This is a genomic window from Paenibacillus sp. PK3_47 (assembly GCF_023520895.1).
In the GTDB taxonomy this organism is placed as follows: Bacteria; Bacillota; Bacilli; order Paenibacillales; family Paenibacillaceae; genus Paenibacillus_AQ.
This window is the reverse complement of sequence record NZ_CP026029.1, coordinates 1,867,708-1,884,272: the sequence shown is the minus strand read 5'-3', so window position 1 is coordinate 1,884,272 and position 16,565 is coordinate 1,867,708. Positions and strand designations below refer to the sequence as shown.

The 16,565-nt window shown below is 53.5% G+C and carries 11 protein-coding genes; 10 read left to right on the top strand and 1 reads right to left on the bottom strand.

Features of this window, described 5'->3' with window-relative positions:
• Nucleotides 1-1,017, top strand: coding sequence for a glycoside hydrolase family 130 protein (locus tag C2I18_RS08505; protein ID WP_249900798.1), 1,017 nt, complete (start codon nt 1-3; stop codon nt 1,015-1,017).
• A gap of 105 nt (nt 1,018-1,122) precedes the next feature.
• Here C2I18_RS08505 and C2I18_RS08500 read toward each other — a convergent pair whose 3' ends face one another.
• Nucleotides 1,123-3,459: a helix-turn-helix domain-containing protein gene (locus C2I18_RS08500; protein ID WP_249900797.1), complete on the bottom strand. Its 2,337-nt coding sequence runs from the start codon at nt 3,457-3,459 to the stop codon at nt 1,123-1,125.
• A gap of 179 nt (nt 3,460-3,638) precedes the next feature.
• Here C2I18_RS08500 and C2I18_RS08495 point away from each other — a divergent pair, with 179 nt between their 5' ends.
• From C2I18_RS08495 to C2I18_RS08455, 9 genes are all read left to right on the top strand, one after another.
• Nucleotides 3,639-4,748 carry an amidohydrolase/deacetylase family metallohydrolase gene (locus tag C2I18_RS08495; RefSeq protein ID WP_249900796.1) on the top strand — a complete coding sequence of 370 codons (1,110 nt, stop codon included), beginning with the start codon at nt 3,639-3,641 and terminating at the stop codon, nt 4,746-4,748.
• Nucleotides 4,726-5,838, top strand: coding sequence for a DgaE family pyridoxal phosphate-dependent ammonia lyase (locus C2I18_RS08490; protein ID WP_249900795.1), 1,113 nt, complete (start codon nt 4,726-4,728; stop codon nt 5,836-5,838). The genes C2I18_RS08495 and C2I18_RS08490 overlap by 23 nt, the downstream gene beginning before the upstream one ends.
• On the top strand, nt 5,831-6,586 hold the full coding sequence (dagF, locus tag C2I18_RS08485) for a 2-dehydro-3-deoxy-phosphogluconate aldolase (protein ID WP_249900794.1): 756 nt from the start codon (nt 5,831-5,833) through the stop codon (nt 6,584-6,586). Before C2I18_RS08490 ends, dagF begins: the two co-directional genes overlap by 8 nt.
• Nucleotides 6,579-7,592 (top strand): sugar kinase, encoded by a 1,014-nt coding sequence (locus C2I18_RS08480; protein ID WP_249900793.1) that lies wholly within the window; start codon nt 6,579-6,581, stop codon nt 7,590-7,592. The genes dagF and C2I18_RS08480 overlap by 8 nt, the downstream gene beginning before the upstream one ends.
• Nucleotides 7,593-7,602: 10 nt before the next feature.
• Nucleotides 7,603-8,325, top strand: coding sequence for a GntR family transcriptional regulator (locus C2I18_RS08475; RefSeq protein WP_249902049.1), 723 nt, complete (start codon nt 7,603-7,605; stop codon nt 8,323-8,325).
• Nucleotides 8,326-9,023: 698 nt separating this feature from the next.
• Nucleotides 9,024-9,530 (top strand): GNAT family N-acetyltransferase, encoded by a 507-nt coding sequence (locus C2I18_RS08470; RefSeq protein ID WP_249902048.1) that lies wholly within the window; start codon nt 9,024-9,026, stop codon nt 9,528-9,530.
• Nucleotides 9,531-9,832: 302 nt separating this feature from the next.
• Nucleotides 9,833-11,125: a homocysteine synthase gene (locus tag C2I18_RS08465; protein ID WP_249900792.1), complete on the top strand. Its 1,293-nt coding sequence runs from the start codon at nt 9,833-9,835 to the stop codon at nt 11,123-11,125.
• Between the two features lie 354 nt (nt 11,126-11,479).
• On the top strand, nt 11,480-12,535 hold the full coding sequence (locus C2I18_RS08460; protein ID WP_249900791.1) for a hypothetical protein: 1,056 nt from the start codon (nt 11,480-11,482) through the stop codon (nt 12,533-12,535).
• A 1,929-nt stretch (nt 12,536-14,464) separates the two neighbouring features.
• The gene (locus C2I18_RS08455) at nt 14,465-16,432 is read left to right on the top strand and encodes a heavy metal translocating P-type ATPase (RefSeq protein ID WP_481857903.1); all 1,968 of its coding nucleotides are present in this window, start codon (nt 14,465-14,467) and stop codon (nt 16,430-16,432) included.
• Nucleotides 16,433-16,565: the final 133 nt, after the last annotated feature.

Genomic DNA, 16,565 nt, shown 5'->3' with positions numbered 1-16,565 from the left:
ATGCAAATTACAAGACATCCCAATAATCCGATTGTCGTCCCTGGCGGCTATGAATGGCGCAAAGTTACAGTCTTTAATCCTGCGGTTATTATTGATAACGGGAAATTCTATATGATCGAGCGCACCGCAGGTTCCCTGACCCCGTGCAAGAACTTTTTGGGCCTCCTGGAGAGCGAGGACGGCGTAAACTTCACCCATGTGAAGGATGAGCCGATTGTGACGCCTGATATGCTGGGATTTCCGTACGGCAGTGTGCAGGACCCGCGGATTGTCAAAATCGACGGAACCTTTTATATGAACTATGCCCTGCGTCCCTGCGCCATGAGCTACTATCCTACCGGGGCAGGTGTTCCTGAACGCTCCATTCCGGAATACCCGGACGGCTGGGGGGAAGAGGAGGGGCACTGGCTGACACGCTCCTCCATTCTGAAATCGGATAATCTGCTGGACTGGGAGTTTGTGGCGGACACGACACCGCTGGATATCAACGACCGTGACAATATTCTGTTCCCTGAAAAAATCGGCGGCAAATTCGTGCTGCTGCGCCGTCCTGAAGAATACGTGGGCGAAGCCTACGGCACCGAGAAGGCGGCTATGTGGATCACCTACTCTGAGGATCTTATCCACTGGGAAGAGCCCAAGCTGCTTGCCAAAGCCGGGAACCTGTCCTGGGAATCGCGGAAGATCGGGGGCTCCACGCCGCCGATTCGTACAGACAAGGGCTGGCTGGTGCTCTATCACGGCGTCGATGAGGACATCGTCTACCGTGTAGGGGCCATGCTGCTTGATCTGGAGCAGCCGGAGAAGATCATTGCCCGGACACATAACTTCATTATGGAGCCGGAGATGTATTATGAGAAATTCGGGTTCCAGATTCCGAATGTTATTTTCCCGACGGGAAATGTAGTTAAAGACGGACTGCTCTACATCTATTACGGGGTGACGGACACCGCGATTGCGCTTGCCACCGTTCCGCTGGACGATCTGGTAGAGCATATCCTGAAGGAAGCGCAGTAGCCAAATAACCCCACAAAGCAGACCTCAGCTTGTAGGGGACTCAGGGCTTTGTGGGGGCTGTGAACCTATAAATTATCTTTCCAGAAAGTGCGGCAGCTCCGTAATTTATACCGGTCTTTTCGCAGCAGTTCCCTTCGAGGCGAAGTCCTTGCGGTACTGCCCCGGCGTCAGGCCGGTTTCTTTTTTGAACTTGCGGATGAAATTCGGCGCATCCAGGTAGCCTACCTGCTCAATAATTTCCTTAAGCGGTGCGCTCGTATTCTCCAGCAGCCGGATGACCTCATCCACCCGCCGCTGCCAGATATACTGTGAGAAATTGCTGCCGGTCTTCTCTTTGAAGCTCCGGCTTAAATAAGAGGTCGAAATGGAGAACTTGAGCGCTACATGCTCCAGGCTGAGTGTATAATCCGCGAACTGCTGGTCCACATAAGCCAGGATGTCGTCCATTAATGAGGACTCGCTTGTCTCCGTATTCCGCTCCACCTGCTCGCAGATCGCGGAGGCCAGGGAGCGCAGGCGGCTCTCCAGCTCTTCGAGTGTTTCGAAGGTGGTAAGCCCCGCAATGTCCGCGAATACCTCATCCATACCGAGCTCGGAGGCGGTGCGCAAAAAAGCATTCAGCAGATCAAAGCAGATGCAGCGCAGCAGATGAACCGGCAGCGGCTCATCCCTGATTGTATCAATGATATCGGCGATCAGCTGGACAGTTACCGATTCACTGCCCTGCTTAAGGCTCTGCTCCAGCTTCAGCATGGATTTGCGCGGAATCCAGAAGCTCTCGGCGGCGGGAGGATTCAGCTCGGTCAGCTGTTCAAAGTAAGTCACCTGCCCGCTGCGCCGGATCATCCGGTGCTCCAGCGCTGCCGCGGCTTCTATGAAGGACTGGTTGAGCTGGGCCAGGTCCCTGTAGGCCATGCCGACACCGATACTTAACCCCAGCCCGGAGTGTTCACTGATTACAGCCTGAATCCCTTCAATAACCTGCTCCATGGTGCTCTGAACCGGCTCAGCCTGACCGCCGGGAAGAGAAATGATGAGGGCGAACTGGTCCTTGGTTGAGAATTCTACACCGAAGATCTGGGCATTGGGACCGGGCAGGCAGATATTGCTGAGCATCTCCTGTACCAGAAGGCGTTCATGCGGAGAACCGGAATCCGGGGCAGCGTTATCCCAGGACAGGATCGCAGAGAAGTAGAGGCCTTGTCCTTGCGGATGCTTGAGGCCTGCGCTGAGAATCATCTGCTCGATCTCGGGATCATCCGGCTTGCCGTGCTTGAGCAGCAGCAGCATGCACTGATTGCGGACAAAAGGCTCCTGCAGGTCAATTCTCGCACTGTAGTCATGGAGCGTCTGCCGGATCCACTCCCATTCATTGCGCAGCTTCATCGTCTCGTTGCCGCTGCCTCTCAGCTTGGCGAACTCCATCAGATCCTTGATCGGGTGGTACTGCCGTTTGGCAAGCAGCAGTGCGGCGGCTATGCCGGTAATGACTGTTATGCAGAAAACGAGCGTAATCAGAGTCTGAACATGCGCAACCCGGCTGAAAAACTGGTAGCTTGGCATCGTGGTCACATAGTTCCAGCCATTCTCTTCGGACCGGACAGAAACCACGGAGTACTGTTCACCGTCCATCTTGAGATTATGTATACCCGGCTCAAGCGTGGACAGAGTGCTGAGCTCCTCCCGGGGCAGGTTGATGCCGTGGCTGTTCGCTGTCAGCACCTCGCCGCTGGCGCTGAAGATATAGCTGCTTCCCGAAAAATCGCTGAGAATCGAATCCATGACGCCGGTCAGCTTCGATTCCTTCATCAGGTACACAACGGTCCCGTAGGGAAACGGATCATTCGGTTTAACCGGGACCAGCATCACCAGCATGGATTCCTTGCGGGAGTTGACCGTCACATTCTCCGCCGGACGCATCACAGGCTGGGTTGTTTCGTTAAGGGTCTGGCGTATATTTTCCGGCTTCCAGTCCTCGAACTGGTAGAGGGTATTGAAAGTCACATTCAGATCGGTGAGGCCGCGGTAGGAATAGATATTGGAATCGTCATGGAAGTACAGGAAGAGGTCTTCCGTAATGCTGCTGCTTGCCTTGTAGTTAGCCAGTGCCTGGATGGCCTCGAGGCTGTAGTAAGGATGCCTTACCATGTACGGTGTCAGATGATTATCATAAGCTATTCTTCCTGAAATTTCCTGAAGCTCAACCATACGGGTATCTATCGTGTTCTTCACCTGGGTGAGCTGGTTGACATTCGATTGTTCAATTTCGGCCCGCAGGCCCTTTACAGCGTTTTCATAAACAAAGATCGTTACGGCAGTTAAAGGAATCAGAAAGATGAGGATATAAGAAAAAGCATACTTCAGCAGAAGTTTGGATTTAAGATGATTCCAATTGAGCCGGAATCTGGCGAACAAGGATGACTTGAGTGCAGGATTTGCCATTAAACGTCCCTCCAGTGTTAAAGTAGTTCATTCAAATTAGAGATATTTAAATAATAAACACTGTTCTCTTCCTGAGCAATCTTATGCTAATATAAACATTATAACATTATAATCTTTAGTTTGGAGCAGCAAGTTAGGTTCATATTCAAAAAAATGCTGCTATCCGGTTTAATGAGGAGATGGGAGAAGTGGGCACAGAGAATGTGCTGCGCAATTTGCAGCTTGTGGACGGGCAGATGGTGGATATCACCATCCGGGACGGTATCATCACTGCTATTACACCGCCAGGCCAGGCTGAAGGAGAGACCGGGCAGGACTGTTCGGGACTATATGTATCAAGCGGTTGGATTGATCTGCATGTGCATGCTGTACCTGACTTTGACCCCTACGGCGATGAGATTGATGAAATTGGTGTGAAGCAAGGGGTAACGACGCTGGTCGATGCCGGAAGCTGCGGTGCAGACCGGATCGGACTTTTTTACAGGGAGAGTCTGAAGGCGGCTACACAGGTATTTGCTTTCTTGAATATTTCACGCATCGGCCTGGAACGGACGGATGAGCTGTCGCGGCTGGAGTGGATTGACCAATCCAAGGCCGCGGAGGCGGCGGAAGCTTATCCCGACTTCATTGTCGGTCTGAAAGCGCGCATCAGCCAAAGTGTCGTCAAAGACAGCGGCATACAGCCGCTCAAGCTGGCACGCAGACTGTCGGAGGATACCGGGCTTCCCCTCATGGTACATATCGGTTCTGCTCCGCCGGCTATTTCCGAAGTGCTTGAGCTGCTGCAGCCGGGCGATGTGATCACCCATTACCTAAACGGCAAATCCAACAATCTGTTCCATGCGGACGGCACGCCGCTGCAAGGGCTGCTGGATGCAGCTGCCCGCGGGGTTCATCTGGATGTGGGCCACGGCACCGCAAGCTTCTCCTTCCGGATCGCCGAACAGGCAAAGGCGGCCGGCATTGCGCTAAATACCATCAGCACAGATATTTACCGGGGCAACCGTCTGAACGGACCTGTATACAGTATGTCAAACGTGCTGACGAAATTTTTGTATCTCGGCTACCATCTGGAGGAGGTCATCCGCGCGGTCACAAGCAGTGCTGCAGAGTGGCTGGGCAAGCCGGAGCTGGCCGGGATCAGAGTAGGGCAGCAGGCCAACCTGACCCTGTTTGCACTGGAGGCGGGAGAGAAGCAGCTGAGGGACTCGGAAGGCGATGTCCGGGTCGCACACCACTATATTGAGGCTAAAGGAGTCTATGCCAATGGATCACTCATTACATGCTAGATACGGATTGAAGCGTGTTATCAATGCCAGCGGAAGAATGAGCATTCTGGGAGTGTCTGCTCCAACAGATACGGTCATGGAGGCGATGAAACAGGGCGGACAGAAGTATGTGGAAATTGCCGACCTGGTGGACAAATCCGGAGAGTACATTGCCCGGCTGCTCGGCTCTGAAGGGGCGGCAGTCGTGAATTCGGCATCCAGCGGGATTGCGCTGTCGGTGGCGGCCATCGTCACCGGCGGAGATCCGCGGCTCAGCCTGAGGCTGCATCAGGAGCCGGTACTGAAGAACGAGATTATTATGCTGAAAGGCCATAATGTGCAGTACGGGGCTCCTGTAGAAACGATGGTATTCCTTGGCGGGGGCCGGGTAGTGGAGGCCGGATACGCCAATGAAGGCCGCAAAGAGCATATTGAACAGGCTATCGGTGAACGCACCGCAGCCATCCTCTATGTGAAATCCCATCATGCCGTTCAGAAGAATATGATTTCCGTCGAAGAGGCCTGGGAGGTTGCAGAGCGCAGAGGGGTGCCGCTGATCGTCGATGCGGCGGCGGAAGAGGATCTGAACAAGTATATCCGGTATTCCGACCTGGCCATTTACAGCGGCTCCAAGGCTGTTGAAGGCCCGACTTCAGGCATTGTGGCCGGCAAAAGGAAGTACATTGAATGGCTGAAAGTCCAGCTTCACGGGATCGGCCGCAGCATGAAGGTCGGCAAGGAGACAACCTTCGGACTGCTGCAGGCATTGGATGAATACCAGGACAAGGCTGACAACAGCGGGGCGGAGAAGCAGGCGCTGGAGGCGCTTAAGCCGCTGGAAGAGCTCAGCGGAGTATCCGTCCGCATCGTGCAGGATGAAGCAGGCCGGGCCATATTCCGCGGCCGCATCCAGATTGATGCCTCCGCTGCCGGAACGGATGCCAAGACCGTCAATGACAGTCTGCGTGAAGGTGAGATTGCGGTGTATACGCGGGACTATGGCGTAAAGCAGGGCTATTTTGATATCGATCCAAGATCTCTGCAGGGAGACGATCTTCAGATCATTGCAAGCAGAATAAGCGAGATTGTAGGGGGCGACCGTAATGAGTAATATCCAGCAGCGTTTGTACAAGAACAGAGCCGCACTTAATGTACTGGCCGGCAGCATTGAGAATGCCAAGGATGTATTTGCGGCAGCAGAAGGGCATGTCCTGGTAGGTGTGCTCTCCAAAAATTATCCGACTGCAGAGAAAGCCGCGGCTGCTATGGCTGAATACGGCCAGTCGATCGAGGATGCCGTATCCATCGGACTGGGAGCGGGAGATAACCGCCAGGCAGCAGTGGTAGCGGAGATTGCCAAAAGCTATCCCGGCAGCCACATCAATCAGGTATTTCCGGCAGTCGGGGCAACCCGCGCCAATCTGGGAGCCGGGGACAGCTGGATCAACAGCCTGGTCTCTCCCTGCGGCAAGCCGGGCTATGTGAATATATCAACCGGTCCGGCCAGCTCGGGAACCGGCCCGCAGGCCATCGTTCCGGTTGAGGCCGCCATTGCGCTGGTTCGTGACATGGGCGGCAATGCGCTGAAGTATTTCCCGATGCAGGGCCTGAAGCTGGAAGAAGAATACCGTGCGGTTGCCAGAGCTTGCGGAGCAGCCGGGTTTGCCCTTGAGCCTACGGGCGGAATTGATATGGATAATTTCGGCCCGATTCTGGAGATTGCCCTTCAGGCAGGGGTGCCGCAGGTTATCCCGCATGTCTATTCCTCGATTATTGATCCGCAGACCGGGAATACGAAGGTAGAGGATGTCCGCAGACTGCTCGATATTATGAAATCGCTGGTGGACCGGTATGCCTAGGGTCGCTGCTTTTGGCGAAGTGATGATGCGGCTGCAGGTTCCGGGCTATGAAACGCTGGTCCAGAGCAGCAGGCTGGACTACTCTTTTTCCGGGACCGGGGTTAATGTAACGGCGGCACTGTCCAGATACGGTCATGAGGGTGCGCTCATTACCACTTTACCGGAGACTCCGGTAGGCGAAGCGGCTATCGCTTACCTGCGCAAACTCGGAGTAAATACGTCGCTGATCAGCAGGGGCGGCCGGCATCTAGGAATGTATTTTCTGGAAAACGGCTTTGGCGCCCGCCCCGGCAGAGTCACCTACACAGACCGGCTGGGCAGCAGCTTTAATACGGCTGAAGCAGACAGCTATGATATGAGGGCCCTTGCCGCAAGTGTGGATGTTCTTCATTTATGCGGCATTACGCTGGCCATGAATGAAGAAGTGCGCAGGCAGATGAAGCTGCTTGCTGCAGAGGTGAAACATGCCGGAGGGCAGGTCGTTTTTGACTGCAATTACCGGCCGGCACTGTGGGGAATAGACGGCTATGCCAAGGCACGACCGCACTATGAGGATTTGCTTACGCTGGCGGACATCGTGATGATGAATGAGAAGGATGCACAGTTTATCCTTGGCATCAGTACTGGAGAATATGATAGAATAACACAGTTGAAGCAGGCCATTCCTGAAGTGGCCGAACGCTTCGGGATCAGAACGGCAGCGGGAACGCACCGTGAGATTAACGCTGACAATACGCATTCCTTAACCGGATATATTTATCATCAAGGTACGTTCGAATTCTCCCGCAAGCTGACCTTTCCTGTGTTTGACCGGATTGGCGCCGGTGATGCCTTTGCCAGTGCCGTCATCCATGGGGAACTGCAGCAGTATCCGCAGCAGCACACGGTGAACCTGGCAGCGGCGGCAGCGATGCTGGCCCACACCGTCCAAGGCGATACGGCGCTTTTTACCGAGGCTGAGGTGGTCCGGGCGATGTCAGACCATACCTTAGATGTTGAAAGGTAGTGAACGGCGCGTGTCCCTGAAACGCAAGCAAGGCCCTTTATATCAGCAGATTCAAAAAATTCTCAAAGACCGCATTCTGCACGGTGTCTATCCTCTGGGGAGCATCATCCCCTCCGAGCCGCAGCTGGAAAAGGAATTCGGTGTCAGCAAAATGACGGTCCGCGGCGCGGTCCAGGAGCTGTCCAGGGAAGGTTATGTACAGAAGAAAAGCGGCGTCGGCACGATTGTAATGCGCAACACCTCCTACCAGAAGCTCTCCAAAGGCAAAAGATTTACGGAGCTGCTCGTTGAAGAGGGGCATAAGCTGGAAAAAAAACTGCTGGCATCCAAGCTCATTGCAAACGATGACGGTTCGGAGGAATATGACCTCTGCGGCCCGTATTGCCAGCGGATCGAACGTCTCTATATTTTGAACGGGCAGCCTTACATTCATCTCATACACTTCCTGACAGCAGACGCGCTTCCGGACGGCGACGCCAAAAACATAGGTGATGATATCCAGTCGCTGTATGACTCTCTGGAGGAGAACGACATTGTACTTGAGAACTTCAAGGACCGTTTTTTTGTGGAGCCGGCACCACCTGAGGTCTGCCAGCTGTTAGAGCTTCCCCCGGGGACCCATGTGCTCAAACGCCTGCGCAACTCCTACGACGGGGAAGGCAGGCTGATTGAACACAGCATCGGCTGCTATAACACGGAACTGCATCATTACCTGGTCAGTTATGATACGTGAGGCTGACGCATTGCGGCAACAATAAGTATCATTCTTCCTGACTTCCGCTGGCTGCAGCGGGGGTCTTTTTTTATACAGTTTGAACTTAAATCCTCATGGCCACCAGCGGGGATGTTGGCATTCCCTCCAATCTGCAATAGATTCGTTCTTCGGCAGATGCAGAGAAGATTTTGCGGCAAGACATGAGAGCCTGTGGTTTAGCCGTGTTATGGAAAAGGGTCTCCGGGAGCGTGTATGGATCAAGCTAAATGGAATTTCTCCATCTAATTCTCCGGTAAATTCCGGTATTCCAGTGCTTGTTGGAAAAACTCCACTTAAATGTATTAGACGGGTCCCAAAGGGCCTTTATCCGCTCAAATAGCTGGAGAATTTCCAACTAAAGCTCATAAATGATGAAAACGTGCAGGATTAGATGGAGGAAATCCAACTAAACTCTGCAGCACCTCCCGTTGAAGCAGTCTCTGCCACACTCCATTACTATTTTCTGACGAACAACAGATTTGCAGAAAATGCATTAGACATTCATGAGCTCATTCACTGCACTTCAGATACGCGCTGGATGGAACAAAATTAACCTTTCAAATTCAAAATATATTAGGAAAAAATTCGGCATGGAGTGATAGTATGGTAGAATGTGAGGCAAGCGCCTGTGAGCATGGTGTAGAAGTGAAGGTAAGGGGAGAAGAGCATTGCCGAAAATGAATTATCCTGTCATTGAAACGGACAGATTGAGCTTGAGGCTGCTGACCCTTGCAGACCGTGAGGCAGTATTCCGTCATTTCTCGGATGAAGAAGTCACCCGTTACATGGATATTCCGCCCTGCAGGGACATCCGCGAAGCGGATGGAATTATCCGGTTTCATATGGATGATCCCGGCTGCCGCTGGGGGATTTTTGATAAGCGGCAAAATCAGCTGGCGGGTACATGCGGCTACCACTGCTGGTCGGGCGGACCTGCGGGAAAAGCGGAGATCGGTTTTGATCTGTCCAGAGCCTGCTGGGGTAAAGGGATGATGACCGAGGCACTCCTTCCGGTGATTTCATTCGGTTATGAAGTGATGGGGCTTAAGACCATTGAAGCGACGGTTGATCCGGAGAATGAGCGATCATTGCGCCTTTTGAGTACGTTAGGCTTCAGCAAAAAAGAGGAACTCGTAGACAATCTGGTATATTTCTATATGCGGCAAAGTCAGTTTACCAGATAGACATTCTGGACATTCACGCGATAGCACCGGAAACTGAGTATCGGACAAGTGCCCGGGTTTTGCTCGCTTAAAGATCCGGTGCGAAGACTTCCCAAATCAAGCTGCTGCTTATCATTGTAAGCGTTATCTGGCAGAGAGGCAGGTTTAATTAACGGAGTTTCATTAAAAGTGATTTTAAATTAAATAAAACATAGCGGAATAATGAGAATTTTTTCTTTTCAAATGACATGCTTTGTGAGAGAATAGTTACAATTCCTGGCTGTTAACGTTTGCCAACTATAATTTCAGGGGAGGAAATACCCATGTCAGAAGACCGCAAGCTGTCGTTTGAAACTTTAGCCGTTCATGCAGGACAAGAGATTGATCCAACAACGTTATCGCGCGCTGTACCGCTCTACCAGACGACCTCCTACGGATTCCGGGATGCCGAGCACGCAGCCAATCTGTTTTCGCTCAAGGAATTCGGAAATATCTACACCCGGCTGATGAATCCGACTACCGATGTATTCGAGCAGCGGATTGCTGCACTTGAAGGCGGGGCAGGGGCACTTGCGACGGCTTCAGGGCAAGCGGCTATTACCTTTTCCCTGCTGAATATTGCCGGTGCAGGGGACGAAATTGTCTCCTCGGCAAGTCTCTACGGCGGGACTTACAATCTGTTCTCCACTACACTGCCCAAGCTGGGCATCAAGGTAAATTTTGTGAACTCCGATCATCCGGAGAATTTTAGAAGTGCGATTACGGACAAGACGAAGGCGCTGTATGCCGAGACCATCGGCAATCCGCAGGGCAATGTGCTGGATATTGAAGCGGTGGCAGCCATCGCCCATGAACACGGCATTCCGCTAATTGTGGATAATACATTCCCGAGCCCGTATCTGCTGCGTCCGATTGAACATGGAGCGGATATTGTGGTGCATTCTGCCACCAAATTTATCGGCGGCCACGGCACCTCCATCGGCGGGGTCATCGTAGACGGCGGCAAGTTTGACTGGAAAGCCAGCGGTAAGTTCCCGGGGCTGACGGAGCCGGATCCAAGCTATCACGGAGTAGTGTATACAGAAGCTGTGGGGCCGATTGCCTATATCATCAAGGCCCGCGTACAGCTGCTGCGTGACTTGGGCGCGGCGATTTCTCCTTTCAACTCCTGGCTCTTGCTGCAGGGACTGGAGACTCTGCATCTGCGGCTGGAGCGCCACAGCCAGAATGCGCTTAAGGTCGCGCAGTACCTGGAGGCTCATAAGGATGTGGAATGGGTCAGCTATGCCGGCCTGCCAAGCCATCCGTCCTATCAGCTGGCACAGAAATATTTGCCGAAGGGCCAGGGAGCGATTCTTACCTTTGGAATCAAAGGCGGAGCCGCAGCGGGCGTAAAGCTGATCGAGAATGTGAAGCTGTTCTCCCACTTGGCGAATGTGGGGGATTCCAAATCGCTGATTATCCATCCGGCAAGCACTACGCACCAGCAGCTGTCTGCTGAAGAGCAGGCCGCAGCCGGAGTAAATCCTGAACTGCTGCGCCTGTCCATCGGAACGGAGTCCATTGACGACATTCTGTATGATCTGGAGCAGGCCATTGCGGCCAGCCAGCAGTAAGGGCAGAAGATATCATACCTAATACATCCGGGCCTCTGGCCTGTACGGCATCTCTTCTGATGAAGAACGGCGTGCATGGCCAGACGGCCTTTTTAGGTGCTGAACTGAAGGACAGCCAGGTGAACATAATAGCTGAATATAGCCCCCTCCGGCAGCATACTCCTTAAAATCAAGCCGCACTTGGCGGCAGCATCTGCTCTTCGTAATCCGTAAATATTTGACTCTGTTGACACCGCTTGCATATTTCATGGAGTGCTCCCGTATTTATAAATTGAAAGAGGTTACGCAGCGGTGTCCTTAGGCAGCAAAGCGGATGCCGGCAGCATATCAAAGTCCAAAAAGGTGGGTGCGGTGATGAAGGGTGAACAGCAGCAGGATCTTGTTCGGAGCAATGAGGAGCGCCCGTTTACGTATAATGCCGTTAATCGGGCGGTAGGCGTGGAGATGAGCCAGGCTGCATCGGTGGCTTCTGCTGCTGCGGAATTTATTGCGGGCGAGGAGCCCCGCAGGGAAACGGAGGTGCCGGACAGGACTTATTTTAGACGGCCCGGGGAACGCCCTGCTTTTCTGGTGCTGCGCGAGGGCCAGGAGGTCCGGACGTCCTTCCGTGAGGAGGGGGCTTATCCGGCCGGTCCCTGCCTGATCCGCAGTGAGGAGTGGCTGCTGACCCCGGAACTCACCGGTCTGTATGACAGCTGGCTGTCGGCTGCGGATCCGCTGCTGGAGGAACGTATCCTGCAGCGGATCTACTACCGGCTGCGTGCTGCTGCAGCCGGGCTGCTGGAATCAGGCGACGGGGCCTGGGCCGCCGTCACCCTGATCTATACGCCGGAGCTGGCCGGCGCTCCGGCAAAGCTGGCTGCGCTGCAGGACGCGCAGCTTGAGGCGCTGTTCGCCGCGGTGGCGGAGCACCACCGGCAGGGCGGCGACAGCCGCGTGGATCTGCTGGCGCCTTATCCCGCCAGCGCAGCCGAATTCGCGGCACAGCGCGAATTCATCGAGGACGTGGCCGAGCAGACCCTCGGCCACGCTTACGCGGCAGCGTGCCGCACCGGGGCGATGCTCGCCCCGGATGTGCGGCACGCCGCCGCGGGGGAAATCGCGCGTATCGCCGATTTCCTTGTGCTGGACGGCGCGGCGGGCTGGCCCGCGCCGGAGGAGCCTGCCGGCGGGAGCTTCGCGTCCGCGGCGGCGGAGATTTTGGCCGCCGTGCAGCGCGTGAAGCCGGCGGCGGTGGTGCTCGCCGCGGGCCCGGCGGCGGCGAGTGAGCTGGCCGATCTGTACCGGATCGGCATGAGCGGGATCTTCTGCAGCGCAGAACAGCGGACTGAAGCGCTGCTCAGGGCGGCCTGCCTGACCTGGATGGCCCGGCAGGACAACATTGAACCTGCCGCCGGCGGATGGCAGTGACCGGCAGGGCAGCCGCCGCCTTGCAGGCAGCGTGGGAGTTGCCTGCTAAATGCAGCATAATATGCTGACCTGGGCCCCTTAAGTTTACCGGTTGTACAGTCCGATAACACCATCTGCTTAACCTTCTCATACCAAGTTGCGCCCTTAAGCGGGGCTCCCGTGAATGGAGCACCAATGAGTATATTTTTGCGGCAATACTAAGCAGACCAGCACCTCCTCCCATAAGATGGGGGAAGGTTGGTCTGCTTTTTCGCGTCCCATGAACCGCTTGTTGGATAACTGCTCGATAAAAGTTGGACTAGTAGCGATGCTTCAGTGGACCGGGGTTGAAGGAAACTCATTATAGCTTCATAACTTCGCTAACCTTGGGACTCTTATAGTGATTACTACGTTCAGGCGCATTATTTCCGTTGATTGAACTTATTAAATGTCCTGCTTTTTGGATACGCCGCAAATAAATGAGAGCGCATAGCGTTTAACTACGGGCAAAGTCTGCAACAGTGAGAATGCTAGAGGCTACAGAGCTTAGTTGGATTTTCTCCATTTAATTGGGTCCTTTTTGATCATTCATTAGCTTTAGGTGGAAATACTCCAGCTAATCGGGTGGATAATGGCCTTTACAGACTCATTCAGCGCATTTAAGTGGAGTTTTTCCAATAAGTTTTGTAATACCAGCAATTTTCGGAGAATTAAATGGAGAAATTCCACTTAGCTTGCTCTGTCACGCTTCTGACGCTCTTAGACTAATTTTCTCTCTGACGGCTAATCAACAGGTGCAGGAGCATACAACTACAAATTTCCCGCAATAAGAACAGCTGTACTAACTGTGCCCAATATACTGTTAGAACCGGCGGCGGGTCTTGCCCAGACAGCGTTGGTTCAAACAGTGTTTAGGAGCCAATACGTAGATTGCCGGTTAAGCTAAATGCGCAAAGCCAATTTAAGCTGAACTAGGAAATGTTGCCCAGCTTACAAACATCCCAGTAGAACATCAATTAAATCCAGGCGGCGAGCAGATTTAACTCCTTTGTTCATGGGATTAATCTCTTGATCCAGCAGATCTAACTCCTTTGTTCATAGGATTAATCTCCTTGATCCAGCAGATTTAACTCCTTTGTTCATGGGATTAATCTCCTTGATCCAGCAGATTTAACTCCTTTGTTCATTCGGACTAATCTCCTTGCTCCAACAAATCTAACTCCTTTGCTCATTCGGACTAATCTCCTTGCTCCAGCAAATCTAACTCCTTTGTTCATCAGATTCACCTCCTTGCTCTAGCACATTTAACTCCTTTGTTCATCCGATTAATCTCCTTGGTCCTGCACATTCAATTTCCCTTTGTTCAGATTCACCTCCTTGCTCTAGCACATTTAACTCCTTTATTCATCAGATTAACCTCCTTGCTCCAGCACATTTAACACCTCTATTCATCAGACTAATCTCTTTGCCAAGCAAACTTTCGATCCTCTGTTCATCAGATTAACTTCTTCCTTCACCAGATCAGTCTCCTTAGTTCACTCATACAGCTATTTAGCTGATCCCATATCCCGGTACTTTCATCCGCTTTACCCTCTGGGCTGCCACAATCCCCTGAGTGCAGCCGGCAAGCACGAAGGCCGGATTACGATACAATAGCCGGCTCCGCCGGTCAGCACCAGCCAAACGCCCAATATTAAAATTTCAGCCTGTCTCCGGCTTTACATTACAAATTAAAGTGGTATAGTAGAGCTATAAGTTGCACTGAGGAAATTTATTTGCCTAATAGAAACAATGATTATCATTCTCATTAACATGCTGTCCCGGCTGAGCCGGGGCAGCATGTGTCATTTTAAGGGCTTTAATAATGGCTCTCATTCTCAGTAAGCCAGTCCTTTCCCGCCGTAACCGGCCGGGAGGGGGGGCAACAAACCATCAGGAAGGTGATTATTTATGCAAGCATCATCCAAATCTATGCAGGGATCCATCGCGCGCCAGGGCGGCGCGCAGCAGCCGCGTATCCCGGAGCCGCGCCGTTTTGATCCACGGGCCATGCTCGGCAATACTGAAATGCAGGCGGCTCTCGGCAGCGGGCTGCTGATGCTGATCGCCTGGGCTGTCAGCGGCTGGTCCGAAGTCATCTCGGTGCTGCTTTATGTGATTTCCTACACCCTAGGCGGCTGGATCAAAGCCAAGGAAGGCGTGGAGACACTTATTAAGGAACGCGAGCTCGACGTCAATCTGCTGATGATCGCGGCAGCACTGGGCGCAGCCTCCATCGGCTACTGGAATGAAGGAGCGATGCTGATCTTTATCTTCGCGCTGAGCGGAGCGCTGGAGAGCTACACGATGGAGCGCAGCACCAAGGATATTTCTGCGCTGCTCGCTTTGAAGCCTGCCACTGCAGTACGGATTGAGCAGGGCGTAATGAATGAGGTAGAGATTGGTCAGCTCGCCCCCGGCGACCTGCTGCTCGTCCGTCCGGGCGAGCTGATTCCGGCTGACGGCAGGGTGTACCGCGGCGAATCGGCAGTGGACCAGTCTTCCATCACAGGGGAGCCGCTGCCGGTTGATAAAATGGCCGGAAGCGAAGTATACGCAGGCACCGTCAACGGTGAAGGTCCGCTTTATGTCGAAGTTACGACTGCAGCAGAGAACACGCTTTTTGCAAAAATCATCCGGATGGTCGAGGAAGCGGAAACCGAGGTGCCGGATTCACAGCGTTTCATTAAACGTCTGGAATCGGTGTATGCCCGGGTCGTCGTAGCGGCAACTGCGGGCCTGATTGTGCTGCCGCCTTTCCTGCTGGGCTGGAGCTGGAGTGATACCTTTTACAAGGCTATGGTTTTTCTTGTCGTTGCTTCCCCGTGCGCTCTCGTATCGTCCATTATGCCGGCCATGCTGTCAGCAATCTCCAAAAGTGCGCGGAAAGGGATCCTTTTTAAAGGAGGGGTCCATTTGGAGAACATGGCTAAAGTGTCCGTGGTTGCCTTTGACAAAACAGGCACATTGACCGAAGGGGTTCCCCGGGTAACTGATTTTATCGCTGGCCCGGGCTATAACCGGCATGAACTGCTGGCAGCCAGTGCATCGGTTGAGGCGCTGTCCCGTCACCCGCTCGCGGAGGCGGTAGTCCGTCTGGCCGAAGAGGAGGGCGCGGAGCTGCGCAGTGTTCAGGAGAGCCGGGCGGTAACCGGCTGGGGGATCGAAGGACAGATTGACGGGACTCTGTGGCGGATCGGGAAAACCAATATTCTTGATGAAGCAGAGGCCGGGGATGCGGCGGAAGAGCTGGAGCATTGGAGAACGCTGCGCAGAGAGTTTGAGGAAGCGGGCAAAACAGTGTCATTGATCCTTGAAGGAGAGCGCATTGCCGGGATGATTGCACTGGAGGATACGGTGCGGCCGCAGGCTGCGGATGCGGTGCGCAAGCTGCAGAAGCTTGGGCTTAAGGTAGCGATGCTGACCGGTGACCGGGCGGTAGCCGCAAATGCAATAGCTGCCCAGACGGGAGCCGACTACGTGTTTGCCGGTCTTTTACCGGAGGATAAAGTAACGCGGATTCAGGCGCTGCGTGAACAATACGGCCAGGTCATTATGGTTGGCGACGGTGTGAATGATGCTCCTGCACTGGCAGCGGCGACCGTGGGCATGGGAATGGGCATGAAGGGCAGCGGTGCAGCACTGGAAATTGCCGATGTTGTGCTGATGAATGATAATATTGAAGAGATTGCTTCCACCATAGCACTGGCCCGCCGCACACAGCGGATCGTGAAGCAGAACATGATTTTTGCGGTGACCGTCATTGCTGCGCTGATGATCAGCAACTTTGTACAGGGGATCGCACTTCCGTTTGGCGTGGTTGGCCATGAGGGCAGCACCATTCTGGTCATTCTTAACGGACTGCGTCTTTTGCGCTGAAAAATACAAACCGGCAGGGCAAACCCTTCCGCTGAATATTAAATTGCTTAAAATTGAATTGTTCACAAAAAAAGTCTCTTTGCAGGAGTCTGGCATATTGACATATTCCCTTGGGGTCATCATAATGAGACTA